The 26,072-nt window shown below is 67.7% G+C and carries 28 protein-coding genes and 1 pseudogene; 13 read left to right on the top strand and 16 right to left on the bottom strand.

What is annotated here, in order from left to right; all coding sequences use genetic code 11:
• The 7 genes from ACWPN3_RS02515 to ACWPN3_RS02485 all read left to right on the top strand — a co-directional run bounded on the left by ACWPN3_RS02515 (position 1) and on the right by ACWPN3_RS02485 (position 5,405).
• Positions 1-738 (top strand): sulfite exporter TauE/SafE family protein, encoded by a 738-nt coding sequence (locus tag ACWPN3_RS02515; protein ID WP_109450114.1) that lies wholly within the window; start codon positions 1-3, stop codon positions 736-738.
• A gap of 47 nt (positions 739-785) precedes the next feature.
• Complete coding sequence (locus ACWPN3_RS02510; RefSeq protein ID WP_109450112.1) at positions 786-1,490, top strand: ABC transporter ATP-binding protein; 705 nt, start codon at positions 786-788, stop codon at positions 1,488-1,490.
• A gap of 141 nt (positions 1,491-1,631) precedes the next feature.
• The gene (locus ACWPN3_RS02505) at positions 1,632-2,609 is read left to right on the top strand and encodes an ABC transporter substrate-binding protein (RefSeq protein ID WP_492242638.1); all 978 of its coding nucleotides are present in this window, start codon (positions 1,632-1,634) and stop codon (positions 2,607-2,609) included.
• Between the two features lie 4 nt (positions 2,610-2,613).
• Complete coding sequence (locus ACWPN3_RS02500; RefSeq protein ID WP_492242639.1) at positions 2,614-3,381, top strand: ABC transporter permease; 768 nt, start codon at positions 2,614-2,616, stop codon at positions 3,379-3,381.
• A 34-nt stretch (positions 3,382-3,415) separates the two neighbouring features.
• Positions 3,416-4,093 carry an ABC transporter ATP-binding protein gene (locus ACWPN3_RS02495; protein WP_492242640.1) on the top strand — a complete coding sequence of 226 codons (678 nt, stop codon included), beginning with the start codon at positions 3,416-3,418 and terminating at the stop codon, positions 4,091-4,093.
• Between the two features lie 229 nt (positions 4,094-4,322).
• Entirely contained in the window at positions 4,323-4,664 is a 342-nt protein-coding gene (locus ACWPN3_RS02490) for a DUF2946 family protein (protein WP_492242641.1), read from the top strand.
• Positions 4,665-4,874: 210 nt separating this feature from the next.
• Positions 4,875-5,405: a copper chaperone PCu(A)C gene (locus ACWPN3_RS02485; RefSeq protein WP_109450106.1), complete on the top strand. Its 531-nt coding sequence runs from the start codon at positions 4,875-4,877 to the stop codon at positions 5,403-5,405.
• Between the two features lie 54 nt (positions 5,406-5,459).
• On the opposite strand, the gene kdgT is transcribed toward ACWPN3_RS02485, so the two are convergent.
• The 7 genes and pseudogenes from kdgT to ACWPN3_RS02450 all read right to left on the bottom strand — a co-directional run bounded on the left by kdgT (position 5,460) and on the right by ACWPN3_RS02450 (position 11,975).
• Entirely contained in the window at positions 5,460-6,476 is a 1,017-nt protein-coding gene (gene kdgT / locus ACWPN3_RS02480) for a 2-keto-3-deoxygluconate transporter (protein WP_492242642.1), read from the bottom strand.
• Positions 6,477-6,799: 323 nt separating this feature from the next.
• The gene (locus tag ACWPN3_RS02475) at positions 6,800-7,168 is read right to left on the bottom strand and encodes a response regulator (RefSeq protein WP_247873188.1); all 369 of its coding nucleotides are present in this window, start codon (positions 7,166-7,168) and stop codon (positions 6,800-6,802) included.
• Positions 7,165-8,685, bottom strand: coding sequence for a sensor histidine kinase (locus tag ACWPN3_RS02470; protein ID WP_492242643.1), 1,521 nt, complete (start codon positions 8,683-8,685; stop codon positions 7,165-7,167). Before ACWPN3_RS02470 ends, ACWPN3_RS02475 begins: the two co-directional genes overlap by 4 nt.
• A complete protein-coding gene (locus ACWPN3_RS02465) occupies positions 8,685-9,158 on the bottom strand; it encodes a response regulator (protein WP_109048332.1) in 474 nt (157 codons plus the stop codon). Before ACWPN3_RS02465 ends, ACWPN3_RS02470 begins: the two co-directional genes overlap by 1 nt.
• Before the next feature lie 4 nt (positions 9,159-9,162).
• Positions 9,163-10,167, bottom strand: coding sequence for a sensor histidine kinase (locus ACWPN3_RS02460; RefSeq protein ID WP_492261042.1), 1,005 nt, complete (start codon positions 10,165-10,167; stop codon positions 9,163-9,165).
• 121 nt (positions 10,168-10,288) lie between these two features.
• Positions 10,289-11,386, bottom strand: a pseudogene (locus tag ACWPN3_RS02455) (GAF domain-containing protein); the annotation flags it as partial.
• Between the two features lie 487 nt (positions 11,387-11,873).
• Positions 11,874-11,975: a small membrane protein YohP gene (locus tag ACWPN3_RS02450; RefSeq protein ID WP_492242645.1), complete on the bottom strand. Its 102-nt coding sequence runs from the start codon at positions 11,973-11,975 to the stop codon at positions 11,874-11,876.
• Between the two features lie 301 nt (positions 11,976-12,276).
• Between ACWPN3_RS02450 and ACWPN3_RS02445 the strand changes: the two genes are divergently transcribed.
• The 4 genes from ACWPN3_RS02445 (at position 12,277) to ACWPN3_RS02430 (ending at position 16,477) form a co-directional block, all read left to right on the top strand.
• The gene (locus ACWPN3_RS02445) at positions 12,277-12,852 is read left to right on the top strand and encodes a sigma-70 family RNA polymerase sigma factor (protein ID WP_109450100.1); all 576 of its coding nucleotides are present in this window, start codon (positions 12,277-12,279) and stop codon (positions 12,850-12,852) included.
• Positions 12,849-13,277, top strand: coding sequence for a hypothetical protein (locus ACWPN3_RS02440; protein WP_492242646.1), 429 nt, complete (start codon positions 12,849-12,851; stop codon positions 13,275-13,277). The genes ACWPN3_RS02445 and ACWPN3_RS02440 overlap by 4 nt, the downstream gene beginning before the upstream one ends.
• Positions 13,274-13,717, top strand: a complete 444-nt coding sequence (locus ACWPN3_RS02435; RefSeq protein ID WP_492242647.1) for a periplasmic heavy metal sensor — start codon at positions 13,274-13,276, stop codon at positions 13,715-13,717. The genes ACWPN3_RS02440 and ACWPN3_RS02435 overlap by 4 nt, the downstream gene beginning before the upstream one ends.
• 405 nt (positions 13,718-14,122) lie before the next feature.
• Entirely contained in the window at positions 14,123-16,477 is a 2,355-nt protein-coding gene (locus ACWPN3_RS02430) for a Tex family protein (RefSeq protein WP_492242648.1), read from the top strand.
• A 3-nt stretch (positions 16,478-16,480) separates the two neighbouring features.
• Here the strand turns inward: ACWPN3_RS02430 and ACWPN3_RS02425 are convergent, their stop codons facing one another.
• From ACWPN3_RS02425 to ACWPN3_RS02400, 6 genes are all read right to left on the bottom strand, one after another.
• Positions 16,481-17,116 carry a LysE family translocator gene (locus ACWPN3_RS02425; RefSeq protein ID WP_492242649.1) on the bottom strand — a complete coding sequence of 212 codons (636 nt, stop codon included), beginning with the start codon at positions 17,114-17,116 and terminating at the stop codon, positions 16,481-16,483.
• A 133-nt stretch (positions 17,117-17,249) separates the two neighbouring features.
• Entirely contained in the window at positions 17,250-17,510 is a 261-nt protein-coding gene (locus ACWPN3_RS02420; RefSeq protein ID WP_109450090.1) for a hypothetical protein, read from the bottom strand.
• Between the two features lie 100 nt (positions 17,511-17,610).
• A complete protein-coding gene (locus ACWPN3_RS02415) occupies positions 17,611-17,886 on the bottom strand; it encodes a hypothetical protein (RefSeq protein ID WP_492261041.1) in 276 nt (91 codons plus the stop codon).
• A 9-nt stretch (positions 17,887-17,895) separates the two neighbouring features.
• Positions 17,896-18,765, bottom strand: coding sequence for a hypothetical protein (locus ACWPN3_RS02410; RefSeq protein ID WP_492242651.1), 870 nt, complete (start codon positions 18,763-18,765; stop codon positions 17,896-17,898).
• Positions 18,753-19,715, bottom strand: coding sequence for a YqaJ viral recombinase family protein (locus ACWPN3_RS02405; protein ID WP_492242652.1), 963 nt, complete (start codon positions 19,713-19,715; stop codon positions 18,753-18,755). Before ACWPN3_RS02405 ends, ACWPN3_RS02410 begins: the two co-directional genes overlap by 13 nt.
• 318 nt (positions 19,716-20,033) lie before the next feature.
• Positions 20,034-20,669, bottom strand: coding sequence for a hypothetical protein (locus ACWPN3_RS02400; RefSeq protein ID WP_109450086.1), 636 nt, complete (start codon positions 20,667-20,669; stop codon positions 20,034-20,036).
• Positions 20,670-20,832: 163 nt separating this feature from the next.
• On the opposite strand from ACWPN3_RS02400, the gene ACWPN3_RS02395 reads away from it, so the two are divergent.
• Together ACWPN3_RS02395 and ACWPN3_RS02390 are read left to right on the top strand one after the other, a co-directional pair.
• Positions 20,833-21,153: a heavy metal-binding domain-containing protein gene (locus ACWPN3_RS02395; RefSeq protein ID WP_109450084.1), complete on the top strand. Its 321-nt coding sequence runs from the start codon at positions 20,833-20,835 to the stop codon at positions 21,151-21,153.
• 98 nt (positions 21,154-21,251) lie between these two features.
• Positions 21,252-22,466 (top strand): E22 family MetX-like putative esterase, encoded by a 1,215-nt coding sequence (locus ACWPN3_RS02390; RefSeq protein ID WP_377810818.1) that lies wholly within the window; start codon positions 21,252-21,254, stop codon positions 22,464-22,466.
• Between the two features lie 30 nt (positions 22,467-22,496).
• Here the strand turns inward: ACWPN3_RS02390 and ACWPN3_RS02385 are convergent, their stop codons facing one another.
• From ACWPN3_RS02385 to ACWPN3_RS02375, 3 genes are all read right to left on the bottom strand, one after another.
• Positions 22,497-23,024 (bottom strand): hypothetical protein, encoded by a 528-nt coding sequence (locus ACWPN3_RS02385; protein WP_109048318.1) that lies wholly within the window; start codon positions 23,022-23,024, stop codon positions 22,497-22,499.
• Positions 23,025-23,118: 94 nt separating this feature from the next.
• Complete coding sequence (locus ACWPN3_RS02380) at positions 23,119-24,672, bottom strand: DHA2 family efflux MFS transporter permease subunit (protein WP_109450080.1); 1,554 nt, start codon at positions 24,670-24,672, stop codon at positions 23,119-23,121.
• A gap of 163 nt (positions 24,673-24,835) precedes the next feature.
• Positions 24,836-25,945 carry an HlyD family secretion protein gene (locus ACWPN3_RS02375; protein ID WP_492242654.1) on the bottom strand — a complete coding sequence of 370 codons (1,110 nt, stop codon included), beginning with the start codon at positions 25,943-25,945 and terminating at the stop codon, positions 24,836-24,838.
• Positions 25,946-26,072 lie beyond the last annotated feature (127 nt).

Here is a 26,072-nt window from a genome sequence, read left to right as displayed (position 1 = left end):
ATGATCGAATTGATTTTATTGGCTGCGGCATTTTTCGCCGGGGCGATGAACGCCGTTGCCGGCGGGGGCAGTTTCCTGACCCTGCCGGCCCTGATCTATGCCGGGGTGCCGCCGGTCGCCGCCAACGCCACCGGCACGGTCGCCCTGCTGCCCGGCTATGCCAGCGGGGTCTACGGCTATCGCCAGGATTTGACTCCGGTCGGCACGCTCAGCCTGCCGCTGCTGTCGGCGGTCAGTCTGGTCGGCGGTCTGGCCGGGGCCGGGCTTTTGCTGGTGACGCCGGATTCGGTGTTCCGCGGAATCGTGCCGTGGCTGCTGCTGCTGGCGACCGGCCTGTTCGCCTTCGGCACCATGCTGGCGCAGCGGTTGCGCAGCCTGGGACTGCACGGCAACGGGGCGATGCTGGGCACGCTGTTCATCGTCTCGGTCTATGGCGGCTACTTCAACGGCGGGCTCGGCATCCTCCTGCTGGCGCAGCTAAGCCTGTTCGGCATGACCGACCTGAACGCCATGAACGGGCTGAAGAACCTGTTCTCGGCGGTGCTGACCGCCATTGCCGTGGTGGCGTACGCCGCCGGCGGAGCGGTCGAATGGCCGAAGGCGCTGCTGATGACGGTCGCGGCGGTTGCCGGCGGCTATGTCGGCGCCCGTCTGGGCCGCCGGATTCCAAAGCCCGTGCTGCGTGCCGGCATCATCGCCGTCGGGCTGGTGATGAGCGCGGTGTTCTTCCTGAAATGATCGCGCTATAGAGGGCGCACTTCGCGCCTGTCCGGACTCTCGCCGCCATGCTGACCGTATCCGATCTCGACCTGTACTATGGTGACGCCCAGGCGCTCGACGGCGTCACGCTGCGGGTGGCGGCGGGGCAGACCACCGCCATCGTCGGCGCCAACGGGGCGGGCAAGACCTCGCTGATCCGCGCCATCGCCGGAATCCTGAAGCCGGCGCGCGGCAGCATCCGCTTCAAGGACCGCGAGATCGCCGGACTGCCCAGCCATGTCGTCTGCGACCTCGGCGTCGGGCAGGTGGCGGAGGGACGGCAGATCTTCCCGACGCTGAGCGTGCGCGAGAATCTGGAGATGGGCGCCGTCATCCCACGCGCCCGCGCCGGCGCGCGCCAGACCTACGACCGCGTGCTCGACCTGTTCCCGCGCCTGCGCGAAAGGCTGGACCAGGCGGCCGGCACCCTGTCCGGCGGCGAGCAGCAGATGCTGGCCATCGGCCGCTGCCTGATGGGCAAGCCGGAGCTGATCATGTTCGACGAGCCCTCGCTCGGCCTGTCGCCCGCCCTGGTGCAGGAGTTGTTCCGCATCATCCGCTCGCTGGCCGCCGAGGGCATGACGATCATTCTGGTCGAACAGAATGTCGCCGCCTCCCTGCGCATCGCCCAGACGGCTTACGTGCTGGAGAATGGCCGCGTCGTCTTGTCGGGAACGGGCGAGGCGCTGCTGGCCGACCCGGCGGTGAAGCAGGCCTATCTGGGGCTGTGACGCCACCCGCCATCCAGCCGGCGATACCCCCCTTATCCTCCTATCGTTGAATATACGAACCATCTACAGTCCTCGTAAGCTGGCAGTCCAAAGAATGAGCGGACGGGGACCATGGCGGCAGGCTGTAGCAGACGGACGAGCTTGCTGGCGGCCGGCGCGCTTCTGGCATCGGCACTGGTCCGAACCGCCGCGGCGTCCGATTCCGCCGCCAGCCGTCCGGCCGTCCGCGCCGGGGTGCTGAAATTCGGCACGGTCAGCTGGGAACTCGACACCGTCCGCGCCAACGGCTTCGACAGGCAGGCCGGGATCGACCTGCAGCTGGTCGAGCTGGCCGGCAACCCCGCCACCCAGGTGGCGCTCCAGGCCGGTGCCGTGGAGATCATCGTTTCCGACTGGCTGTGGGTGTCGCGGATGCGCAGCAAGGGAGAAGCGCTGTGCTTCATCCCTTATTCGACCGCCGTCGGCGCGCTGGTGGTTCCAGCCGGGTCGAAGATCGCCGGGGTCGGCGATCTGCGGGGCAAGCGCATCGGCGTCGCCGGCAGTCCGCTCGACAAAAGCTGGCTGCTGTTGAAGGCGGTGGCGGCCGACCGGCACGGGCTGACGCTCGACCGCGATGCGCAGCCCTTCTTCGCCGCCCCGCCCCTGCTGAACGGCAAGATCGCCGATGGCGACCTCGATGCCGTGCTGACCTATTGGCCCTTCGCCGCCCGGCTGGAGGCGAAGGGCATGCGCGTGTCGATGACCGTGGCCGACATGCTGGAGGCGCTGGGCCAACCGGCGACGGTCCCGTCCATCGGCTATGTCTTCCGCGAAGAGTGGGCGCGCGCCAACCCGGCTGCCATCGCCGGCTTCCAGGCCGCCACCGGTCAGGCGAAGACCCTGCTAGCGCAGTCCGACGCCGCCTGGGAGCGGCTCGCCCCGCTGATGCAGGCGGAGGATGACGCCACCTTCCGCACGCTGCGCGACCGCTACCGCGACGGCATCCCGCGCCGCTGGACGGAGGAGGAGCGGGCAGGGGCCGCGAAACTCTACGCCTTGATGGCAAAGCTTGGCGGGCGGGATCTGGTCGGCGACGCGCCGGCCATCTCGCCCGGCACCTTCTGGACCGGCGGGGCGTAAGCCGGTGCGCCGCGCCCTGATGCCGGCCCTGATGGCGGTGGTCTCGATCCTGCTGCTGCTGGCGCTGTGGCAGGCCACGGCCATGATCGTCGGCGGGCGCCTGCTGCCGGGACCGCCGGTGGTGGCCGAGGCCCTGCTGCGCGAGGCGGAGAGCGGCGCACTGCTCCACCATATGGGTGTCACGCTGCTGCGCGTGCTGGCGGCCTTCGCGCTCGCCATGTCCATCGGGGTCGGCATCGGCCTACCGATGGGGCGCACGCCCTTCATCGACCGGCTGTTCGGCCCCTGGCTGGTCTTCTTCCTGAACCTGCCGGCGCTGGTGGTCATCGTGCTGGCCTATGTCTGGTTCGGCCTGACCGAGGCGGCGGCAATCGGCGCCGTCGCCATCAACAAGATCCCCAACACGGTGGTGCTGGTGCGGGCCGGCGCCCGCGCCATCGACGAGGGGCTGGTCGACATGGCCCGCGTCTACCGCCTGTCGCCCGCGGACCGGCTTCGCCATGTGCTGCTGCCGCAACTCACCCCCACCATCGCCGCGGCTGCGCGGTCCGGCCTAGCACTGATCTGGAAGATCGTGCTGGTGGTCGAACTGCTGGGCCGCAGCGACGGTGTCGGATTCCAGATCAACCTCCTTTTCCAGACCTTCGATGTCGCAGGAATCCTGGCTTACACCATCGCGTTCGTGGCCGTGGTCCAGCTTCTGGAATACGGCGTCCTCCAGCCGGCCGAGCGGCATTGCCAGCGTTGGCGCCGGATGCCCGCTGACGCTTGAGATCCGCTCCAAGCGCTTCGGCGCAGTGGAAGCCGTGCGCGGCCTGACCCTGTCCGCTTTGGCGGGAGAAGTCGTGGCCCTGGTCGGTCCCAGCGGCTGCGGCAAGACGACGGCGCTCGGCATCGTCGCCGGGCTGGACCGTGCGTTCGACGGCAGGGTGGAGATCGGACCGCGGCCGGATGGCGAGCCGGCCCGCATCGGCTATGTCTTCCAGGAGCCGCGCCTGCTGCCCTGGCGCACGGTGCGGCAGAATCTGGCGCTGGTCCTGCCGCGGGCGCAGCGGCGCGGACCGGCGGTCGACGCCCTGCTGGAGGCGCTGGAGCTGTCGCCCTTCGCAGACCGCTTCCCGACCCAGCTGTCGCTGGGCATGGCGCGGCGGGTGGCGCTCGCCCGCGCCTTCGTGGTGGAGCCGGACCTGCTGCTGATGGACGAGCCCTTCGTCTCGCTGGACGAGCCGACGGCGCTGCGGCTGCGCGGGCTGCTGTCGGACTGGCTGGACCGGCGGCCGACCACCGTCCTGCTGGTCACCCACAATCTGCGCGAGGCCCTGGCCCTGGCCGACCGGCTTCTCCTGCTGGCCCCCTCGCCCGGCCGGGTGGTGGCGGAGGTGCCGGTGACCGTGCCCCGCGCCGCCCGCGACGATGCCACCATCGAGGCGCTGCGCCGCGACCTGCTGTCCCGGCCGGAACCGGCCTTCCGCCTGCTGGCCTGAGACGCCGGCCCGACCCTGCGCCGCCCGTGGGTCCATTTGCCGCTCGTCCGTTCACGAACGCTGCGCTATCGTGGCGGCATCCTTGCCGGGAACGCCCGGCAATTGCAGAGGGCGTCGAAGCCGGATGGCTTTCGGTCGGATGACAGTGCGGCGGGTGCGGCGGCTCGGCCTTGTGGCCGGGATGGCTGCCCTTTTGCTGCAGGTCATCGCCTGGGGGTGGATGCCCTTGATGAGCAGCGGGATCGCCCAGGCCGGCGGGACCGTGTCCCTCGCGATCTGCTCCTCCGGCGGGCTGACCACCATCCAGGCCGCTGCGGCCGATTTCGGGATCGGTGAGTTCGGGATAGCCCGTGACGGCGATCATGGGAAGGCGCCGGACGGAGCTCCCTCCGGAACCGGCCATTGTCCGCTCTGCCCGCTGGTGACCGGGCTGGCCTTGCCGCCGCCGCCGCTGACGGTCGGCCCCGCCCTTGCCATGGCCCGCGACACCCGCCTGCTGCGGGCCGAACATGTCGCCGCCGGCTGGTTCCTGTCGACCCTCCAGGCACGGGCTCCCCCACCGCTGGCTTGACGTCGCTCGCCAGATTTCCCTTCCGCTTCGACTTCATCGCCGCTGCCGGCTGCCACGCCCGATCCCTGTGCGGATTCCGGCGTTCCGGTCGCGCTAGCGATCCCAAACACGGCCTGCCCGGTGCAGGCCCCGTTTGCCGAGCCCTACGGTGTCTTTCGCCGTGGCGGCAATCCCCCTGTTCTTCACATCCGCATTCCAGGAGACAAGTTCATGAAGCGCATTCTCGGCATCGCCGCAGCCATCGCCCTGTTCGGTGCCGGCACCGCCCTGGCCCACGGCTTCAAGGCCGGTGCGATCGAGATCGGCCACCCCTGGGCCCGCGCCACCGCGCCGTCCGCACCGAATGGCGGTGCCTATCTGTCGCTGACCAACACCGGAACGACGGAAGACCGTCTGGTCGGCGCCTCCACCCCCGCGGCGGAGAAGGCCGAACTGCACACCCATCTGAACGAGAACGGCGTGATGAAGATGCGCGAAGTCGCCGGCGGCATCCCGGTCCCGGCGGGCGAGGCGGTGAAGCTGGCGCCGGGCGGGCTGCACATCATGCTGCTCGGCCTCAAGCAACCGCTGGTGAAGGGCGCCCATATCCCGATGACCCTGCGTTTCGAGAAGGCCGGCACCGTCGAGGTCGAGATCGCCGTCGAGGCGGCCGGGCAGGCCGCGGCGCCGGCCGAAGGCCACAGCATGGGGGCTGCCGGCGCCGGCCACACCCACAACGCCGCACCGGCCCAGAAGCAGTAATGGAAAAGGCCGCCTGCAGGGAAACCCGCCGGCGGCCTTTTACAATCCACGCCCTTATTCGGCCGGGGCGATCCCCACCGGCTGGGCCAGTCTCGCCGCTTCGGCCGCCTGATAGCGGGGCGACAGCACGCCGAAGCGGCGCGCCCACCAAGCGGTCAGCGGCGGCGTCAGCAGGGCGGTGACGACAACGCTGGTGGCGATCAGCGCCGTGGCGGACGGAGCGACCGGCGCGAAGGTCGGTTCGATGGAAGCGATGATCGGCGGCACTGTCACCGCGGCCCCCGCGGTGGACGCGGCACCGATGCCGGCCGTGCCGTTGCCCTTTGCCAGCAGGATGTCGGCCAGCACCAGCATGAAGCCGGTGACGGCGATGACGCCCAGCCCCAGCACGATGCCCAGCAGGCCGGTGTTGAGGATGGTCGAGAAGTTCAGGTTGTTGCCCAGCGCGAAGGCGAAGAAGGGAACCATCACCGAGACGCCCTGGGTGAAGAAGGCCCGCAAATCCTTGTCGAGGTTGCCCAACGCGAAGCCGATCAGGAAGGGCAGCAGCGCGCCGACCATCGTCTGCCAGGGGAAGGCGGCCAGACCGGCGATGCCCAGCGTGACCATGGTCATGAATGGGCCGGATTCCAGGCACATCAGGCAGAAGGCGCCGGCCTCCTCCTTGGTGCCGTACTGCTGCATCAGCGCCATGTACATGCCGCCGTTGGTGTCGTTCATCACTGCGATGATCGCCAGCACCGACAGGCCGGAGAAGAAGCCGGAGCTGATGCCCTCCGCCGGGATGAACCAGGAGGCGATGACGCCCGCCATCGCAGCGGTGAGAATCTTGACCGAAACCAGCACGCCGCTCTTGCGCAGGACCAGCGGGGTGGCCTTCAGGCTGATGCTGGCACCGATGCAGAAGAACCACACCGACAGGATCGGCAGCGTGCCGGTGATCAGGCCGTTGGTGAAGGAGCCGAAGAATTTCCCCGTATTGGGAGCCAGCGTGTTCAGGCAGGCGCCAAGAAACAGGGGGACGATCATCATCCCGCCGGGGATGCGGTCGATCCGGGATTTGATGTTCATGGAAGACACTCCTGCGAATTTCATCCCGTCGCCGCCGCGCCCCTTCGCCATTGGGCATGTTTCAGCGGCCGTCAATCTCGTTGAAGCGGCAGCCGAAGCGCCGCTTTGTGCATACTAGTATACAAGTTAGCTTGTCATTGTCAAAGCGGCTGATTGTCAGCCGCGACAGGTTGTCGCGCCGGGCAGGAGGCGGGGGGGTGAGAGCAGGAGCCAGCATGCCGGAAGCGGCACGCAGGACTGCGTGCCGGACCGCGATCGGTCCAATGGCGATGCCTTGTGTGCGGGCCGGTCCCGCCCGGTGGCGGAACCGGCGGGACAGAGGATCAGCGCGGCCGGTGGCGGGCGAGGGCGTCGGTGATGTCGATGTCGCGGAACGGCTTGCCGATCACCGGCCGGGTGCGATGGGCATCGGGCAGGCCCTCGGCACCATGGCCGGTGGTGAAGATGAAGGGGATGCCGGCACCGGCCAGCCGGTCGGCCACCGCGTCCACCCGTTCACCACGCAGATTGACATCGAGAAGAGCGATGTCGAATCCGCCCGCTTCGATCATGTCCAAGGCCGCCGACACCGAACCCGCTGGGCCGAGACAGGCGACGCCCTGGTCGATCAGGGCGTCCTCCAGGCTCATGGCGATCAGCGGTTCGTCTTCGACGATCAGGACGGTCAGGTTCGACAGATCAGTGTCGGTCACTGCGGGCTCACTCGCGACGACAGAGGAATGACAAGCCGGCATCGCACGCCGGCGGTTTCGAAAGCAAGGGCGACATCGCCCTCCAACTCATGCGCCAGACCGCGCTCGATCAGGCGGGACCCGAAGCCGCGGCGCGTCGGCGGCACCACCGGCGGCCCGCCGCTCTCGCGCCAGCGCAGCACCAGCGCGCCGCCACCGTCACGGACGGATCGGCCGCCACCTTGGCCGGAACCGGCCTGACCGGAGGATTGGCTCACGCCATCGCGCACCGGCGTTTGCTCCGGCTTGACGATCTCCCAATCCAGATCGACACGGCCGTTTTCCGCCGTCAGCGCGCCGTATTTCGCGGCGTTGGTGGCAAGCTCGTGAAAGGCGAGGTGCAGCGACACCGCCACCCCGGTGGTCAGGTTGACCGGCGGACCGCCAACCTTGACGCGGCCGGCATGGACATGGGGCTCCAGCGTCAGCGCGGCGATCTCGCTCAGCGAGGCGCCCTGCCAATGGCGGCGGGTCAGCAGATCGTGGGCCTGGGCCAGGGCGCGCAGTCGGGACTGGAAGGCATCAGGGAAGGCTTCCACCGACGGGGCGGCACGCAGGGTCTGCTTGGCGATGGACTGCACCATCGCCAGCGTGTTCTTGACCCGGTGGTTCAGCTCCTCCAGCAGCAACAGCTGCCGCTCCTCAGCCTTCTTGCGGTCGGTGATGTTCAGCGAAACGCCGGCCATCCCGGTCGGCGCACCGTCCTTGTCATAAACGGCCCGGCCGCGCACCTGCACCCAATGGATGCTGCCGTCGGGCCAGACCGTGCGGTATTCCATGTCGAGCGGCGAACCGCTGCTCACCGCCTGCCGGACCATCGTCTTCTGATGCTCGCGGTCGTCGGGATGGACATGCTCCAACAGCCGCTCGTAGGTCGGAATGTCCGCCGGATCGGCCAGACCGAGGTTGGCGGCGCAGATCGACGAGACGCGCAGCCGGTTGGTCGCCAGCGTCAGTTCCCACGAACCAAGTCGCCCGGCCTCCAGCGCGAAGCGCAGCCGCGCCTCGCTCTCGGCCAGCGCGGCGCGCTTGTCGGCCAGCTCGTTGCGGTCGCGCGCCTCGATCAGGGCGCGGCGGACCACCACCTGCAGCCGCTCCATCCGCAGTTTGACGACATAATCGGTGGCGCCCTTCTTCAGCGCCTCGATGGCGTTCTCCTCGCCCAGCATGCCGGACACGAAGATGAAGGGCACACGCGGCAGGCGGTCGCGCGCGATGGCCAGCGCCGACATGCCGTCGAAATCGGGCAGGTCGAAGTCGGACAGGATCAGGTCAAAGGGCCCGCCGTCGGTGACGGCATCGATGAAGGCCTGCCGCGTCTCGACGCGATGGACGTCGAACGCATGGTCGTCGATCATCCGAAGATGTTCGCGCACCAGATCGGCGTCCATGCCGCTGTCCTCCAGCAGGAGGACGCGGCAGGGAGCCGGCGGGTCCTGACCCGCGGTATTGCCGGCGGCGTCGATCACCTGACCCATCAGGTACCGCGCGGCCGGCGGGGAAGACAGCCGGGAGGCGGCTCGTTCAGGATCGCCCAGAAGCTGCCGATGTCGCGGATCGCGTCGAAGAACTCCTTAAAGCCGACCGGCTTGACCACGAAGGCATTCACCCCCAGGCGGTAGCTGCGGACGAGATCCTGCTCTTCCTTGGAAGAGGTCAGCATGACCACGGGGATGGCGCGGGTGTTTTCGTTCGCCTTGATCCGCTGCAACACTTCGATCCCGTCCACCTTCGGCAGCTTGATGTCGAGGATGATGACGGCCGGATATTTCGGGTCGGTCGGTTTCGACACCGCCTGCCCGTCGTCATGGAAAAGATAGGACAGCGCCTCCGCCCCATCGCGGGCGACGACGATGTCGTTGGCGAGCTGCGCCTCGGCGAACGCCTCCAGCGTCAGCTCCAGGTCCTTGGGGTTGTCCTCGACCAGCAGGATCGGTTTCAGCGTGGCCATCGGGCTACCTCGATTCGGTGGCGGCGGCGGACCGCGGCAGGGAGAAATGGAAGGTGGCGCCGTGATCCAGCCTGCCTTCCGCCCAGACCCGCCCGCCATGGCGCTCCACGATGCGGCGGACATTGGCAAGCCCGATGCCGATGCCTTCAAACTCTTCCTCGCGGTGCAGGCGCTGGAATACGCCGAAGAGCTTACCGGCATAGGCCATGTCGAATCCACGGCCATTGTCGCGGACGTAGAACTCGTGCGCGTCGGCGTTGGAGCGGCAGCCGACCTCGATCTCCGGCTCGGTCCGGTCGCGGGTGTATTTGATGGCGTTGGACAGCAGATTCTGCACCACCAGCCGCAGCATGGTCGGGTCGCCGGTCACGCCGGGCAGGGGATGCACAGTCCAGCGCAGGTTGCGGCCTTGCAAATCCGGCTCCAGCAAATGCCGCACCTCGTCCACCAGCTGGCCGACATCGACCTCCACCCGCGCCAGCGTGGCCCGGCCCAATTGTGAGAAATGCAGCAGCCCGTCGACCAGCCGCCCGGCCGAACTCGCCGCCTCGATGATGCTGTCCAGATAATGGCGCTCCCGCTCGCTCAGCTTGTCGCCCGCGCGCGAGCGCAGCAGTTCGGCATAGCTGGTGACGTGCCGGAACGGAGCCCGCAGGTCATGCGAGACCGAATAGGAGAAGGCGGCAAGCTCTCCGTTGCTGCGGCGCAGCTCCTCGTTCAGCGCGGCCATTTCCTCGGCCTTGCGCAAGACGATGCTGACGATGGCGTTGCGGAAATCGCCGGCCGCCTCGATCTCGCCATGGCGCCAGGGCAGGGACTGGCCGCGCACCGTCTCCTTCCACGCTTCAAAGGAACTGCGCGGCGACAACACGCCGCTGGAGTCCCGCGCCTTCTTGGGATCGCCGGCCCAGTCGATCGACTGCACGATCTCCGGCCGGAACCATAGTAGATAGCTCGGGTGGAGCTGTGAGATGGAGATCGCCAACAGGCCGCTTGCGGTCCGCTCCATCCCGGCGGCGGCCGGCATCTCGGCCGGAAGCTGGTGGCTGACGAACAGAATCCTTGATGCCCTGTCCGGCCAGCTCGGCGGCGACGGCCTCGACCACTTCCCGCGGCGGGGTGCGGCCGATCAGCCGGCAATCTCCGTCAAACAGGATCGCGGCGCCGTCGGCGTTGACCAGCCCCAGCAAATCCTCGCGGTCCTCGCTCAGCCCGTCGATGAAGCTCTCCGCCGCCGCCATGTGCGCGAGCAGGCGGGCCTGCGTGCTTTTGGAGCGGATGCGGTGGTCGGCGTCCAGCGCCCGCTCCAGCGCGATCATCTGGCTGGACAGCACCTGCCCGAGCAGGTCGCAGGCGGTGCGCACCGCGAAGGAGACCTGCCGCGGTTCCGCATGGTGGCAGGAGATCAGGCCCCACAACCTGTCGCCGTCCATCACGGAGATCGACATGGAGGCCGGCGTGCCCATGTTGCGCATATATTCGAGATGCACCGGCGAGACGCTGCGCAGCACCGAAAAACTGAGGTCCAGCGGCTCCGCATCCCGCCTGGCCGACAGGATCGGAACCGGCTGGTAGCGGGCATCGGCGATCAGCCGCAGGCGGTTCAGCGCATAGAGCCGCCGGGCCTGCTGCGGAATGTCGGAGGCCGGGAAGCGCAGGCCGCGGTAGGAGGGCAGGCGGTCGTTGCCGTCCTCCGCAATGACGGTGCCGTTCCACTGCTCGTCGAAGCGGTAGACCAGCACGCGGTCGAATCCGGTCAGCGTCCGCACCTCCTCGGCCGTGCTGGCCAGCAGGGCGTCGAAATCATGGGCGGCCTGCATGCGCCGGATGCCTTCGCGCATCTGCGGGTACAGCGCCTCAAGCGTGCCGGCGCCGGTGGCGGGCAGTTCCTCCAGTTCCAGGATCACCACGGCACCCGAGCGGTGGGCGATGGCCTGATGGTCGGCGCCGCCGCGCAGCTTGAGGATTTCGAGCTGCACCGGCTCCGCCGGGGCGTTGCGCAGTCCACGGACCAGCGACGCCGTCGACGTGCAGTCGATCAGCCGGTCGACCGGCAGACCGAAGGCGTCGGCGGGCGCACGGTTCAGCACAGCTCCGGCCTCGGCGCTCGCGCAGACGAGACGCAGGCTGTCCGCCTCCACCGCCAGCAGATGGCCATGCGGCTGGATGCTGCCGGGGAGGTGAATCGGTTCGCGCGCACAGGCGTCGAGGTCGAGCGTGCCCGCCATGGTCTGGGGCCACGGTTCCGGTCCGGTTGCAGGCGTCACAATCGTCCTTTGCTCGTCTCGGTCACAAGTTCGACGGTCCCTTCCTGGGCCGGCCCCGTCTTCAACTCAGGCCCGCTGATGTAGCCCGCCGGCCTTCGCCGGTATTCAGCATAATCAGCGGCTTTATAACCCTGCTTTCGCCGCCCGCACCGCGTCGGAGGTGAACGAAGCGACAGGATAATCTGTCAGACCCTAAGCTTCATTATCATAGGATACGTTGTATGATCGTTCTTGGATTTTTCAGATTTTCGCTCTTTCATCATACGCCGAAGAGCATATTCCAAACGTACGCTTGTGATCGCTTGCAAGCAAGCATGCCGCAGCGGTTCCATGATTGCCTGCGACAAAGGATCGGATGCGGGGACGGGGACGCCAACCTGACCTGTGCAGCATGCGCAACACAGCCCGCATCGGCCCGCAGCGGGTTGTCCGTGCGGGCCGTGCAGGATCAGAAGATCAACTTCAGGATGCCGGTGACGACCAGCAGGCCGATGATGAAGATGATCAGGATGGTCCAGCCGAGAATCTTGAGCATGATGTCGTCCTTCAATGGCGTCTTTGGTGGCGCCGCCGATGTCCGGTGACGCCACGCTCATGCTTGGAACAACCGGCAGGCCGCATCGGAGTTCCCGTCGGGCGGGCAGCGATGCCAGCCGCGCACCGCGCCGGGAGAGGGCGGTCCCGCGAACACATACAAAAGACACATAAGGATTCTTATGGAAATAATATGCCGGAGCAGTGCCGGTTCTCAGGGAAATCCCCTATGGGAAAATTGCCTGCCGCCGCGCAGGACTTCCGGCCCCGGCGGCGTATAAAAGCCTGACAGCAACCGGGAGCGGGCGGACGACGGCGTGAAGCCTACCGAGGAAACGGTGACGGACGAGGCGTTGATGGCGGACGCCGCGGCCGGTGACCGCAAAGCGTTTGGAACGCTCACGCGCCGGCATCTGCGCCGCAGCATCGCCTTGGCCCAACGGGTTGTCGGGAACGCCGCCGACGCCGAGGAGGTCGCGCAGGACGCCTTCCTGCAGATCTGGGCCAACGCCGACCGCTGGCGCGGCGACGGAACCCGCTTCACGACCTGGCTGTACAGGATCGTGGTGAACCGTGCCATCGACTACAAGCGGCGGCGCAGCTTCGCCCCCCTCGATGCCGCCGACGAGATCATCGACCCGGCCTGGAGCGCCGAGACGGTGATCGACGGCATCCGCATCGGTGCTGCGGTGGATGCCGCGATCGCCGCCCTTCCCGAGCGGCAGCGGGCGGCGCTCAGCCTCTGCTACCATGAGGAGATGACGTGCGCTGAAGCATCGGAAATACTGCAGGTGTCTGTTTCGGCTATGGAAAGTCTGCTGGTCCGGGCGCGCCGCGTCGTGCGGGCCCGGCTTCAACCCCTGATCCGTCAGAAGGACGGTGCACGGTCATGACGCTCAAAGAGTTCAAACGCCACACCGAGGCTTACGGCGCCGATCTGGACCGCTGGCCGCGTTCCGCCCGGGTCGATGCCCTGGCCCTTCTGGACGACAGCGCCGAAGCCCGCGACCTGCTGGCCGATGCCGCCGTCACCGACGCGCTGCTCGATGCCGCTTCGGCCCCGCTGGTCTCGTCCCGGCGCGAGGCCGAGGTCTTCGACCGCATCGCCGACTGTCTGGCGCAGCGGGTCGTTCCCGAATTCGTGCCGTGGTTCCTGTCACGGCCGCCCTTCCGCCCTGCCCCGCTGGCCGGATTCCTGGCCGGCATGGCGCTGGTCGGCTTCCTCAGCTACAGCCAGGGCCTGATTTCCTTTGAAAAGGCGAGCACGCCCGGCCTGTCCGGCGTGATGATCGTCAGCTATCTGGGAGACACGCGATGACGCCGTCGATCCGGCGCCGCTGGCCCTGGTTCCTCCTGGTCGGGTCCCTTGCGCTCAACATGCTGGCCGGCGGCTTCGTCGTCGCCCACAGCTTCCGCCCGCCCCCGCCGCCCGGCGGGCCGGACCGGATGCTGGAACGCTTCGTCGACGAGGTGTCGCAAGGCTTGTCGCCGGCCGATGCCGCGATCCTGCGCAAGGCGCTGGACGACGCCCGCCCGCTGTTCGTCCGCATGCATGTCAGCCGGGAGGAGTTCACCCCCCGTCTGCGCACCGCCCTGATGGCACAGCCCTTCGATGCGGCCGGCGTCAAGGCGATGTTCGACAGCGTCCACGCCAAAGACGCCGCCGTGCGAAGCGAGGTCGAGGCGCGCGTCGTCGATACCCTTTCCCGTCTCTCCCCCGAAGGCCGCCTGCGTTTGGCTGAAAGCCGCCTTCCCTGATCCTTTCGGTTTCGACCGGCGGCAGACACATCCGGGGTCGGGCCGGGGCGGCATGTTCGTCCCGGCCCTTTTTTCCTTTGTCCGGAAACGAACCGGACGGCCAAAAAAGAAAAGGCGGCCAGACGGTATCGCCGTCGGGCCGCCCGGAGTTGGTTCGGGAGGAAACGCAACCAAGTTGCACGCAAAGATATAGGCCAATATGGTTAACGGCCGATGAATGGCTGGAGGAAATCAGCCCCTACCACTTATTTGCGAAATCCCCCGGCGAATGGTTTCGCTGAAGTTTGATGCGCCCTGCCCCTCTGTCACATCCCTCTGCCGAAAGGCCGGGGTGGCGTCACCCGGTGCCGACGCGCTATGACAGACGCCCATTGTTTCGTCACCAGTCCGCAGGATCCCTGCCTCATGCTGTCCATCAGCCAGCGCATCGCCGACGAACTGTCGGTCCGCGAGTCCCAGGTCGCTTCCGCCATTGCCATGCTCGACGAGGGATCGACCGTCCCCTTCATCGCGCGCTACCGCAAGGAGGCGACCGGCGGCCTGGACGACACCCAGCTCCGCACCCTGGAGGAGCGGCTGGGCTACCTGCGCGAGCTGGAGGACCGCCGCGCCAGCATCCTGTCCACCATCCAGGAACAGGGCAAGCTGACGCCGGAGCTGGAGCGCCAAATCCGCCAAGCCGACACCAAGACCCGGCTTGAGGACCTCTACCTCCCATACAAGCAGAAGCGCCGCACCAAGGCCCAGATCGCCCGCGAGGCCGGGCTGGAGCCGCTGGCCGACTCCCTGCTGGCCGATCCGAAGAAGCAGCCGGACACGGAGGCCGCCGCCTTCGTCAGCGCCGACAAGGGTGTCGCCGACGTCAAGGCGGCGCTGGACGGCGCCCGCCATATCCTGGTCGAACGCTTCGGCGAGGATGCCGAACTGGTCGGCCGCCTGCGCACCGCCATGGCCGACAAGGGTGTCGTCACCTCCAAGGTGATCGAGGAGAAGAAGGCGGAGGGCGCCAAGTTCTCCGATTATTTCGACTTCTCGGAGAACTGGTCGAAGCTGCCGTCGCACCGCGCGCTGGCGCTGTTCCGCGGCCGGGCGCAGGGGGTGCTCGACATCCGCCTGGATCTGCCGGTCGAAGAGGGCCAGCCACACCCGGCGGAGGGCACCATCGCCGTCCACACCGGCATCCGCGACCAGGGCCGCCCGGCCGACAAGTGGCTGTCCGATGTGGTGCGCTGGACCTGGAAGCTGAAAATCGGTCCGCACATCGAGACCGACCTGATGGGATCCTTGCGCGAACGTGCCGAGGACGAGGCGATCCGCGTCTTCGCCCGAAACCTGCACGACCTGCTGCTGGCAGCCCCGGCCGGGCAGCGCGTCACCATTGGGCTCGACCCCGGCATCCGCACCGGCGTGAAGGTGGCGGTGGTCGATGCCACCGGCAAGCTGGTGGAAACGACCACCATCTATCCGCACCCGCCGCGCAACGACTGGGACGGCTCCCTGGCCGTGCTGGCGGCGCTGGCGGCCCGGCACAAGGCGGAACTGATCTCCATCGGCAACGGCACCGCGTCGCGCGAGACCGACAAGCTGGCCGCCGACCTGATGAAGCGTCACCCCGAGCTGTCCCTGACCAAGCTGGTGGTCAGCGAGGCCGGCGCGTCGGTGTACTCCGCCTCCGAAACCGCGGCGCACGAGTTCCCCACCCTCGACGTCAGCCTGCGCGGCGCGGTGTCCATCGCCCGCCGCCTGCAGGACCCGCTGGCGGAACTGGTGAAGATCGAGCCGAAATCCATCGGCGTCGGCCAGTACCAGCATGACGTCGCCGGCGGCAAGCTGGCGCGGTCGCTGGACGCGGTGGTCGAGGATTGCGTGAACGCCGTCGGCGTCGATCTGAACACCGCCTCGATCCCGCTGCTGACCCGCGTGTCGGGCCTGAACGAGACCATCGCCCGCAACATCGTCGAGCATCGCGACCGCAACGGCGCCTTCCGCTCGCGCAAGCAGCTGCTCGACGTGGCGCGGCTCGGGCCGAAGACCTTCGAGCAGGCCGCCGGCTTCCTGCGCATCCGCGACGGCGAAAACCCGCTCGACGGCTCCTCCGTCCATCCGGAAGCCTATCCGGTGGTCCAGCGCATCGTGAAGACGACCGGCCGCGATCTCGGCAGCGTCATCGGCGATGCCCGTTTCCTGCGCGGGCTGAATGCCGAGGAGTTCACCGACGAGCGCTTCGGCTTGCCGACCATCGAGGACATCATCAAGGAGCTGGAGAAGCCCGGCCGCGACCCCCGTCCGGAGTTCAAGACCGCCACATTCAAGGAAGGCGTGGAGGAACTGAAACACCTCCAGCCCGGCATGATGCTGGAGGGCGTCGTCACCAACGTCACCGCCTTCGGCGCCTTCGTCGACATCGGCGTCCACCAGGACGGGCTGGTGCACATCTCCCAGCTTGCCAACAGCTTCGTGAAGGACCCTCACACGGTGGTGAAGGCCGGCGACGTGGTGAAGGTGAAGGTTCTGGAGGTCGACATTCCCCGCAAGCGCATCGCGCTGACCATGCGCATGGGCGAGGAAGCGCCGCGTCCGGCCCGCCGGGAGGAGCAGCGCCGTGACGAGCGGGGACCGGGCCGTCCGCCGCAGCAGCAGGATCGCCGCCCGGCGGCCCCGGCAGCCAAAGCTGCGCCGAAGCCGGCCAAGGCGCCGGAGCCGGTCAACAGCGCTTTCGCCGAGGCGTTCGCCCGGGCGCAGTCGGGCAAGAAGAAGTAAGGGTCAGGGAGAGGGCAGAGCGTCCGCCATCAGGCGGACGCCCAGTCCACCGATGGCGGCGGCGGCGAGCCGGTCGACCCAGCGCTTGGAACGCAGGTAGGCGGCGCGCGGCCGGCCGGCGGAGAATACCGTGGCGACGATGGCGTACCAGCCGGCTTCGATCAGGAAGATCGCCGGCGGCAGCAGGACGGACAGCCAGACCGGCGGTTCGGCCGGCATCAGTGCTGCGAAGATGCTGCCATAGACCAGCGCCGTCTTCGGGTTGCTCAATTGCGTCAGCAGACCGAACAGCATCGGCCGCATCAGCCCCGCGGGGGCTGTCTGTCCCTCCTGCGCCACCACGAGCGGCGCCGCGGCACCGCGCCAGATGCGGACTGCGAGGTACAGCAGATAGGCACCGCCCACGAGCTTCAGCACCGCATAGAGCCAGCCGACCTGCGACAGCAATGCATGCAGCCCAAGCAGCGCCAGAGACGCGAACAACACGCCGCCGATCCCCATGCCGAGTGCTGTGGCCAGACCGGCCCGGCGGGACACGGCGATGGAGGTGCGGGCGACCAGCACGAAGCTCGGCCCCGGACTGGCGGCGCCGACCGCTATGGCACCGGCGATGCTGACGAAGGCAAGTGCGGGATCCATATCGCTCCCCTTCCGCTCGAAGGTGGCGACGATAGCACAACCGCGGCAGCCCGCGAATGGCGGACAAAAAAGTCCCCTCGTCCGCGGGGGGAACGAGGGGACGAAGGCCGATGGCTTGGCCGTTACGGGGATGTCATTCGGCCGCCATCAGCATCGGCGCCTCGTCGCGCAGCCGGTTCACCGCCACATAGCGGTCGAGCGCGTCCAGGCATTCGCTGAGGGTTCCGGAGCCGACCGCACGGCAGTCCTCGAAAGCATGCGGTTCGGGGCGGAACCAATGGGTGATGTAGCATTCCTCGCGCCCGTCCAGGCTGAGGGTGAGGGCGAAGCGGCCCTCACGCCCAAGATGGGCTTGAGCGGCGCGCAGACGCGCCTGGACCTCTTCTATCGTCATGGGATGATATCCTTCCCTTGATGCCGCCTGCGGTCAGGCGGCGTGAGCGAACTTGCCGTCTTCCGATTCAGAATCTTCCAACCGTCGAGCCCAGTCGATGTCACGCGACAGCGAGTTCGACAAGGATGCGGGCCGCACCTGAGGTTTCCGCCGGCGTGTCGGACCGCAGCAGTCCCGACAGCCGCATCGCCAGCGTTTCGGCCTCCGCCTCCACCCAGCGGGCGTAGTGGCGGCGGCGCTGGTCACGATTCCAGTACCAGCGCGGCAGCTGCGCGTTAGCACGTTCGAACTCGCCTTCCCAGGCGCTCATGCGGAATAGACCGCTGGGCGACCGGTCGCCGGTGCTCTGAGTCGTCCTGGGAGTGGTCTGGGTCATGGCCTTCCGTCAGGCGGCTTCCCGCCCGTCCTCTTCCTCGCGCTTCAGAATCTCGGCCTTCTTCTGGGCGAACAGGCCGGTGATGCGGTGCTGGGCGGCGCGGTCCACGGCGCCGATCTCGCGCAGGCGGGTGCCGACGCCCGACCGCCAGACCTCTTCCAAGTCATCGAGGTCCAGGCAGGCCCCCAGACGGCGCTTCACCTCCGCCTCGAAGGCTTCGACGGCGGCGGGTTGCAGATCCGGGTTGGACTTGGCGGCATAGAAGGCCTCCGACTCCTCCCGGTACTTGCTGTCGTCGAACTGGCCCATATAGACGTCGGCGGCCAGACCGATCTGCAGCAGGCATTTGCCGACCGCGTCGGTCATCGACATCTTGAAGCACTCGTCGTCCGGCATCTCCATGCCGTTGCGGCGGCGGACCATCTCGGTCCCACCCCACTGCGGGCCGGTGAAGCACTTCTCCTTCGTCTCCGGGTCGACGTACCAGACGCGAGCACAGATGAAGATCATCCGTTCCGCAATGGTCCAGTCGACCTGCTCATACCCCCAGCCCTTGCCGATCGGGCCGAACACCTCGGTCATCATCTGGAAGCGCCATGTCGGGTCGATCTGCGTTCCGCGGAAGCCGCCGGCACGGGTGAAGGGCTTGGTCGCCTTCGGATCGGTGCGCTTCAGCCGGTTCCACAGGAACATGGTGTCGATGCGCGGCGGCTCCTCCACCCGGCTGCCGCCGGCGGAGCCCCTGGACCCCTGCGAGCCGCGGCTGCCGCCGGACTTCGGCTCTGCTGGAACGGTCTCCGTCACGTTGGACTCGGCTACGCTGGATTCGGCGTTTTCTGTATCGGCAACGACGTGGTCGGTCTTGCTCATGCGTCCCATGACTTGGGTCCTTCTTGTCCAAACGTTTCGGCTCTCCCCTCACCCCAGCCGGCGGTCAGCGCTGCTTCCAGGCTGAATTCCACCCCGTTCGGGTCAGCGGAGGGCACCCAGGATTGCGCGTCCGCCAGAGCCCGGCGCGGCGGTGCGCCATAGCGCAGGCTGAGCCGGCCCTCACGGTCGCGCGCGAGATAGAGCCCACCGGCCTGACCGGTGGCGACGAACGCGATGCGGGCATCGTCGGGCATCAGCGACTTGAGGGCGGCCTCGGCCTCCTTCACTTCAAGCGCCGCCGACCGGTTGGCGACCAGCCGGTCGGCCAGCGCGCGGAAGCGGTTGTGCCGCCCCATGTCGAAGACGCGGCCAGCTTCATAGGACGGGCCGTCCATCGGCATCGGGTCCGACGGCTCGACATCGTTGACGACGTGCCACCAGAAGGCTTCCAGCGTCTCGACCAGCCGCTCGACATCGTCCGGCCGCCGCTCCACCGTCACCAGGCTGTGGCCGGTGGGGCGCAGGATCGACAGCAGCGCACGGTCCAGACCGACCACCTCCAGCTGGTGCTGGACCTGCCAGTGATAGCGGCGGGCGAGATCGGCATCGCTTTGGAAGCCGCTGTTGAACTTCGCCTCCACGATGGTGTCGAGCGGACCGTCCGCCACGCTGCCGGTCAGGAAGTCGGGATGGGCGACCATCCAGTCATGCTCGGCGTGTCGGTAGGTATCGGGTGCCGCAACGCAGGCGCGGCCGGTGGCATGGGCGACGAAGCGCGGGTGCAGATGCTCGGTCGCGATTCCGATCTGCACGGCGGCGACGAGGTCGAGAGTCTCAGGCTCGACCCGGCCGGTCTTCTCGCGCCACAGCGACAGCCAGTCACCGGCCATCACGCGCGTCGCATCCGACGACCCGATCCGCCCCGCCCGCAAGTCCCGCTGTGCCTGAGTGATCGCCATGCTGTCCCGCTTTTCCCGGTTTCGGGCCCTTCCAGGCCGCCTTTCCGGCTTTGAAGCTCGGCCTCTGCTGCGACTTCGCAGCATGTGTTTTGGCTCGCCTCACCGGACTCCGAATATGGGATGCGAACACGCAGCTTTCAAGAACAAAACATGAACCTATGGCTTAGCCATAGACCAGATCAAAGACCTGAAAACACGCTATATTTGGTGTGTCCTGACGAGAGTCGTCACAAGTCAAAACGGACGGAGTAGAGCTGGCCGTTTTTGCGAGTCGCGGCGGATGGGAACACGCACCGCGACTCTGTCCGCCACTGGCTTTTACATGCGAAGCGCTCGCACCACGTGAACGGCGACTCCGGCGACATGGGCGCGGTCGAAGGCGGTGGGGTGGCAATCGGGATCGGTCGACACCGGCATCAGGTGGGGCGGAAAGAAGCGGTATCCGCAGATGGTGCCCTCGCCCACCGTCACCACCACGTCGCCCGCCTGCGGCGTCAGCACGTCCAGCGGTTCCAGCACCACGCAGTCGCGCGGCAGCACGCCGGCGGCGTCCAGGCTCTTGGACAGGATGCGCAGCGCGAAGGCCCGGCGGGAGGTGTGTCCGTCCATGGCGACCGATGCCGCCCCCTCCTTCAGCGCTCCCGCCAGGAACGCCTCCCCCGCCCTGCGGCCGAGGTCGAGGAAGAGGTGCGCCTGTTCCAGCGTCAGCACCGGCACGCGGGTGACCGGCGCATAGGCATGGTCGTCGAGGAAGCGCGGCTCCGACCCGGCGACGCGGGCCAGACGGGCCAGCGTGTCGGCGCTGGGCACGCTGCCCATCGCCGGATCGCGCAGGAAGCGGGTCAGGTTGGTGGCGGTGACGCCGGCCAGCCGTGCCCAGCCGCCGGCGCTCCAGTCCTTCGCCTCCATGACGCCGGTCATCCAGCGCAGGATGGCTCGCCGCGTGTCGTCCATCGCTCTCCCCCTCGGCAGTCCCCCGCCCTGTCCTACACGGTCGCGACCGGATGGGGGAAGGCGCGATGGACTCAAACCCGCTGCGATTTCGCAGTGCCGCCTTGGACTCCGCCGTGGCGGCCCCATCTGTGCGGCATCGAAGCCAACAGAAGGAGTTGCGACCGTGATCGTTACCAGCACCGATTCCATCGAAGGCCGCCAGATCACCGAGTATCTCGGCATCGTCGCCGGCGAGGCGATCATGGGCGTCAACGTGTTCCGCGACCTGTTCTCCTCCGTGCGCGACATCGTCGGCGGCCGGGCCGGCGGTTATCAGGCGGCCCTGCGCGAGGCGCGCGAGGCGGCCTTCGCCGACTTGCAGGACTCGGCCCGCGCCCTGGGCGCCGATGCCGTGGTCGGCGTGGACGTCGATTACGAGGTGCTGGGCAAGGAGAACGGCATGCTGATGGTGTCGGTCAACGGCACCGCCGTGCGCCTCCGCTAAAGGCAGCCCCTGACCGTAAGCGTCAGCGAAGGCGTCTGGACAGGCCCGACCTTATGCGTAGACTCCCCCTCCAGCTAACACTTCGAGGGGGGATGCACATGCGTGGGGTTGTCCGCGGTTCCATCCGGTCAGGCTGCATCGGCGGCCTCGCCATGGCGGCGTGCCTGTTCGGCGCCCTGCCCGCTCTGGCACTCGACGCCATCGTCGAGAAGAAGGTCTTCGAGATGCCGTCCTACACCACCACCGGTGGCGGGACGATCAAGAATGTCCGCATCGGCTGGGAAAGCTACGGCAAGCTGAACGACGCCAAGGACAACGTCATCCTCATCACCCATTTCTTTAGCGGCAACAGCCATGCCGCCGGGAAATACAAGGCCGATGATGCCGCTCCCGGCTATTGGGACAGCATCATCGGTCCCGGCAAGCCGCTGGATACCGACAAATACTTCATCATCGCCTCCGACACGCTGGTGAACCTGTCGCCCAAGGATCCCAACGTCGTCACCACCGGCCCGGCCAGCATCAACCCGGACACCGGCAAGCCCTATGGCATGAGCTTCCCCATCGTCACCATCCAGGACTTCGTCAATGTCCAGAAGGCGCTGGTCGACAGCCTGGGCATCAAGACCCTGCAAGCGGTGATGGGCGGCTCGATGGGGTCGCTCCAGGCCTTTGAATGGGGGGCCGACCATCCGGAGATGGTCAAGCGCGTCATCGCCGCCATCGGCGGGCCGGAGGCCGACCCCTTCCTGATCGGCTGGCTGAACCTGTGGGCGGCGCCGATCAAGCTCGACCCCAACTGGAACAACGGCGACTATTACGGCAAGGCGGAGCCGAAGGCCGGCCTGACCGAGGCGCTGAAGCTGGTCACCCTGCACGCCCGCCACTGGAAATGGGCAGACGCCGCCTTCGGCCGCAAATGGGCGGAGGACGGCAAGGATCCGAAGGCCGCGATGGGCAACCAGTATGCCATCGAAGCCTGGCTGGAGAAGGCGGCGTCCGGCCGCGCCGCGGTCAGCGACGCCAACCATTTCCTCTATCTGGTGAAGGCCAACCAGACCTTCGTCACCGGCAACGGCGCCTCGCTGGAGGATGGCCTGGCGAAGATCAAGGCCCCGGTCCTGCTGATCCCGTCGGCCGACGACCTCGTCTTCCCGCCCGACCGCAACATGCGCCCGCTGAAGGACCGGCTGGAGAAGCAGGGGAACGCGGTGGAGTACACCGAGTCGATCACCTCGACGCTCGGCCATCTCGACGGCGTGGTGAACATCGGCAAGGCGGGCGACACCATCGCGCAGTTCCTGGCGAAGTGAGGTGCCGGGGGCTTCGGACGCCGGAGCCCCCTACTCCCCGCTGACCGGCGCTCCCCGGAAGTTCAGCAGGCTCGGCGCCTTGTCGATGATCTCTTCCAGGATCAGCGACGCGGTCTCCAGGTCGCGGTCCAGTTCCGGGCCGAGCTTGCCGACATAATTGGGCCGCTTCAGCTTTTCCGCGGCATCGTGCAGGCTGCGCAGCTCGGCGACGAAGATCTCGCGGGCACCCATCGGCAGGATCGGGTTGGCCGACAGCACGAAGAAGAAGCGCATGCTGGCCCGCACAAGAAGGGCCAGCATCACCATGTCCAGCTTCTCGAACTGGTCGCGCAGATCGTCGGAACGCGCATCGACCAGATTGCGCAGGCGCTGTTCGATCAGGATGACCAGCGCCTGGAACTCGCCCACCTTGTCGCGGAAATCGCGGTAGGCGCCGAAGCTGTGCTTGCTGGCCTCATGCTCGGCCAACTGGGCCAGCTTCGAGGCCTCGCGGCACTGGCGCTCCAGCGCGCCCAGCAGTTCCTTGACCTCGGTTCGGGTGTATTGGCGCTTGCTCATGGGACTCGGCGGGGTTCTGTGCAGATGTTCCGGCGGGCGTTCGGACGCTCGGTCAAGCTATAGCACAACCCACGGGCGGCAACCTATCCCATGCTCAATGGTCCGCCTTGACCGGACCGCCCGGACGGCGCACCAGCGGCATGAACAGCAGCGCGCCGAAGAACACCGCCGACATCAACAGCATGGCATCGTTGAAGGTCAGGATCAGCGCCTCGCGCTGGACCAGCCCGACCAGACGGGACATCGCGGCGGCGGTGGGATCGGCCACCAGCCCGTCGAAGCGCTGGCTGAGGCTGTCGACCATCTGCTGCACCTCCGGACGGGCGAGGTTCATATTGTCGCCGAGCCGGTTCAGGTGCAGCGCGTTGCGGTCGGTGAGCACGGTGTTGATCGCCGCCAATCCGATGGCGCCGCCCAGGTTGCGCATCAGATTGTAGAGGCCCGACGCGTTCTTCAGCTTGTCCGGCGGCAGGGTGCCCAGCGCCACGCTGTTGATCGGGATGAAGCACAGCATCAGCGACATGCCGCGCACCGCCTGCGGAAGGAACAGCTCCCAGAAGCCGGTGTCGGCGGTGAAGTGGCTGTTCAGCCAGACGCCGGTGCCGAACAGGATAAGCCCCAGCGCCAGCATGGCGCGCAGGTCCATCCGCTTCGACAGGGCGCCGGCGATGGGCGCCGACATGAACTGGAAGATGCCGGTCACGAACATGATCTCGCCGATCTGCAAACTGTTGAAGCCGCGCACGCGGGCGAGGAACAGCGGCTGCAGATAGACCGACCCGTAGAGACCGATGCCGAGGATGAAGCTGTAGAGCGAGCCGATGGCGAAGTTGCGGTCGGCGAAGGCGCGCAGTTCCACGATGGGATTGCGGTAGGACAGCACCCGCCAGAAGAAGCCGGCGGCGGCGACGGCGGCCACCACCGCCAGCGCGAGGATCGTCTCGTCGTCGAACCAGTCGTTGCGCGGCCCCTCCTCCACCACATATTCCAGGCAGCCCAGGAAGGCGGCCATCAGCCCCAGCCCCAGGAAGTCGAAACCCTTGCGCAGTTCCGGATTCGGCCGGTCGACATCGACCAGGAACCAGACCAGCGAGGTCACCAGGATGCCGGGGATGACGTTGGCCAGGAACAGCCAGTGCCAGGACAGGTGCTGGGTCAGATAACCGCCCAGCGTCGGGCCGATGGTCGGCGCCATGGTGGCGACCAGCCCCATCATGACCGTGACGCCGGCGCGCTTTTCCGGCGGGAAGATCATGAAGCTGGTGGCGAACACCGTCGGGATCATCGCGCCGCCGATGAAGCCCTGCAACGCCCGCCAGACGATCATCGATTCGATGCCGCCGGCAAACGCGCAGGCGACGCTGGTCACGGTGAAGCCGGCGGCTGCCAGGGTGAACAGAATGCGGGTCGACATGATGCGCGACAGGATGCCCGACAGCGGGATCATCACGACCTCCGCGATCAGGTAGGAGGTCTGCACCCACGAAATCTCGTCGGCGCTGGCGGCAAGGCCAGCCTGGATTTCCGACAGCGAGCTGGAGACGATCTGGATGTCCAGGATCGCCATGAACATGCCGACGACCATCGCGAAGAAGCCGGCGATGTCGCGGGAAGTGAGGGGGCGCATGCCCTGGGCCGGTGTCGCCATGGAACCGCTGCCTTCCGTCGCGGCCGAACGACTGCCGCCCCGGGGGTGGCCCCAGGGCCGACTTCGGCCGATATGCTGGCTGGATTTATCGACTTGAATTGCGGACAGGGACGCCGCCCCGAAGGGGGAGGAGGAGCGGCGTCCCCGCCGGAGCCGTGGCCGCTTACTTGGCGGCCACCGCCTGCTTGTCGGTCAGCGCGCCGAAGACGCCGCCGCTGGCCAGGTGCGGCTGGCTGTCGGCACCGCGGGTGTCGACCTCCGCCACCACGGACAGGCCGGGGCGCAGCAGGCCGGCCAGCGCGTTGTCGCGCGGCAGGGCGATGCGGACCGGAACGCGCTGCACGATCTTGGTGAAGTTGCCGGTCGCATTCTCCGGCGGCAGCAGCGAGAACTTGGACCCCGAGGCCGGGGCGAAGCTCTCCACCGTGCCGATCAGATGGCGGTCCGGGAAGGCGTCGACGGAGATGCTGACATGCTGGCCGGGGCGCATGCGCGACAGCTGGGTCTCCTTGAAGTTGGCGACCACATAGACGTCGGGCAGCGGCACCAGCGACAGCATCTGCACGCCCGGCCGGGCATACTGGCCGACCTGGACGCCGCGGTTGCCGATCACGCCGTCGACCGGCGCGCGGATCACGGTGTTGTCCAGATCGTTGCGCGCCGTCTGCAGGGTGGCCTGCGACTGGGCCAGATGGGCTTCCGTCTCGGTCCGGGTGGCATGCAGGACGTTGACCTGCTCGTTCTCCGAGGCCAGCGCCGCCCGCGCCTTCGCCACCTGGGCCACCGCCTTGCGCAGGTCGGCGTCGGCGGTTTCCAGCTTCTGGCGGCTGGTCCAGCTGTCGCTGGCCAGCGAGCGGTTGCGCTCATAGTCCTGCTGGGCGCGGCGCTGTTCGGCCTCGGCGCTCGCCAGCGTGGCGGCGGCCTGGTCGATCACCGTGCGCTGAAGCTCCAGCTTGCTGTCCAGGGTGCCGAGCGCCGCCTTCTGGGCGGTCACCGCGGCCTCGGACTCCGCCACCTTGGCGCGGAAATCCTGGTCGTCGAGGATCGCCAGCACGTCGCCCGTCCGCACGAGCTGGTTCTCGGCGACCTTCACATCGCGGACATAGGCGGAGATCTTCGGGCTGACGACGGTGATGTCGCTCTGCACATAGGCATTGTCGGTCGATTCCATGAACCGGCCTTCCGTCCACCACCGTTCGCCGGCGACGGCGCCACCTGCCAGCACGGCCAGCGCAACGCCCGACAGCACGATCTTCCGCACGCCATTCGCCATTGTCTCTATCCCCAATCCACCGCGGTCCGGTCAGGATTCCGCCGATGCGCTCTTGCCGGCGCCGTCACGGAAAAGAAACTGAACCGTTCAGTTTAGTCTTGCCGGAAGATGGCGGACGGCCTATCTG

The sequence above is a fragment of the Azospirillum sp. UENF 111221 genome (genome assembly GCF_058780625.1).
Note: the sequence above shows the minus strand (reverse complement) of the source record. Positions and strands in the feature narration are given on the sequence as shown.

Excerpts from the sequence above, each read along its gene's own strand:
- ACWPN3_RS02380 (WP_109450080.1), bottom strand. The coding sequence starts at position 24,672 with ATGGCGACACCGGCCCAGGGCATGCGCCCCCTCACTTCCCGCGACATC.
- ACWPN3_RS02375 (WP_492242654.1), bottom strand. The coding sequence starts at position 25,945 with ATGGCGAATGGCGTGCGGAAGATCGTGCTGTCGGGCGTTGCGCTGGCC.
- ACWPN3_RS02405 (WP_492242652.1), bottom strand. The coding sequence starts at position 19,715 with ATGGCGATCACTCAGGCACAGCGGGACTTGCGGGCGGGGCGGATCGGG.
- ACWPN3_RS02485 (WP_109450106.1), top strand. The coding sequence starts at position 4,875 with ATGAAGCGCATTCTCGGCATCGCCGCAGCCATCGCCCTGTTCGGTGCC.
- ACWPN3_RS02420 (WP_109450090.1), bottom strand. The coding sequence starts at position 17,510 with ATGACGATAGAAGAGGTCCAGGCGCGTCTGCGCGCCGCTCAAGCCCAT.
- ACWPN3_RS02510 (WP_109450112.1), top strand. The coding sequence starts at position 786 with ATGCTGACCGTATCCGATCTCGACCTGTACTATGGTGACGCCCAGGCG.
- ACWPN3_RS02470 (WP_492242643.1), bottom strand. The coding sequence starts at position 8,685 with ATGGGTCAGGTGATCGACGCCGCCGGCAATACCGCGGGTCAGGACCCG.
- ACWPN3_RS02400 (WP_109450086.1), bottom strand. The coding sequence starts at position 20,669 with ATGGACGACACGCGGCGAGCCATCCTGCGCTGGATGACCGGCGTCATG.
- ACWPN3_RS02415 (WP_492261041.1), bottom strand. The coding sequence starts at position 17,886 with ATGACCCAGACCACTCCCAGGACGACTCAGAGCACCGGCGACCGGTCG.
- ACWPN3_RS02435 (WP_492242647.1), top strand. The coding sequence starts at position 13,274 with ATGACGCCGTCGATCCGGCGCCGCTGGCCCTGGTTCCTCCTGGTCGGG.
- kdgT (WP_492242642.1), bottom strand. The coding sequence starts at position 6,476 with ATGAACATCAAATCCCGGATCGACCGCATCCCCGGCGGGATGATGATC.
- ACWPN3_RS02465 (WP_109048332.1), bottom strand. The coding sequence starts at position 9,158 with ATGGCCACGCTGAAACCGATCCTGCTGGTCGAGGACAACCCCAAGGAC.
- ACWPN3_RS02460 (WP_492261042.1), bottom strand. The coding sequence starts at position 10,167 with ATGGAGCGGACCGCAAGCGGCCTGTTGGCGATCTCCATCTCACAGCTC.
- ACWPN3_RS02515 (WP_109450114.1), top strand. The coding sequence starts at position 1 with ATGATCGAATTGATTTTATTGGCTGCGGCATTTTTCGCCGGGGCGATG.
- ACWPN3_RS02440 (WP_492242646.1), top strand. The coding sequence starts at position 12,849 with ATGACGCTCAAAGAGTTCAAACGCCACACCGAGGCTTACGGCGCCGAT.
- ACWPN3_RS02390 (WP_377810818.1), top strand. The coding sequence starts at position 21,252 with ATGCGTGGGGTTGTCCGCGGTTCCATCCGGTCAGGCTGCATCGGCGGC.
- ACWPN3_RS02490 (WP_492242641.1), top strand. The coding sequence starts at position 4,323 with ATGAGCAGCGGGATCGCCCAGGCCGGCGGGACCGTGTCCCTCGCGATC.
- ACWPN3_RS02430 (WP_492242648.1), top strand. The coding sequence starts at position 14,123 with ATGCTGTCCATCAGCCAGCGCATCGCCGACGAACTGTCGGTCCGCGAG.
- ACWPN3_RS02425 (WP_492242649.1), bottom strand. The coding sequence starts at position 17,116 with ATGGATCCCGCACTTGCCTTCGTCAGCATCGCCGGTGCCATAGCGGTC.
- ACWPN3_RS02410 (WP_492242651.1), bottom strand. The coding sequence starts at position 18,765 with ATGGGACGCATGAGCAAGACCGACCACGTCGTTGCCGATACAGAAAAC.
- ACWPN3_RS02385 (WP_109048318.1), bottom strand. The coding sequence starts at position 23,024 with ATGAGCAAGCGCCAATACACCCGAACCGAGGTCAAGGAACTGCTGGGC.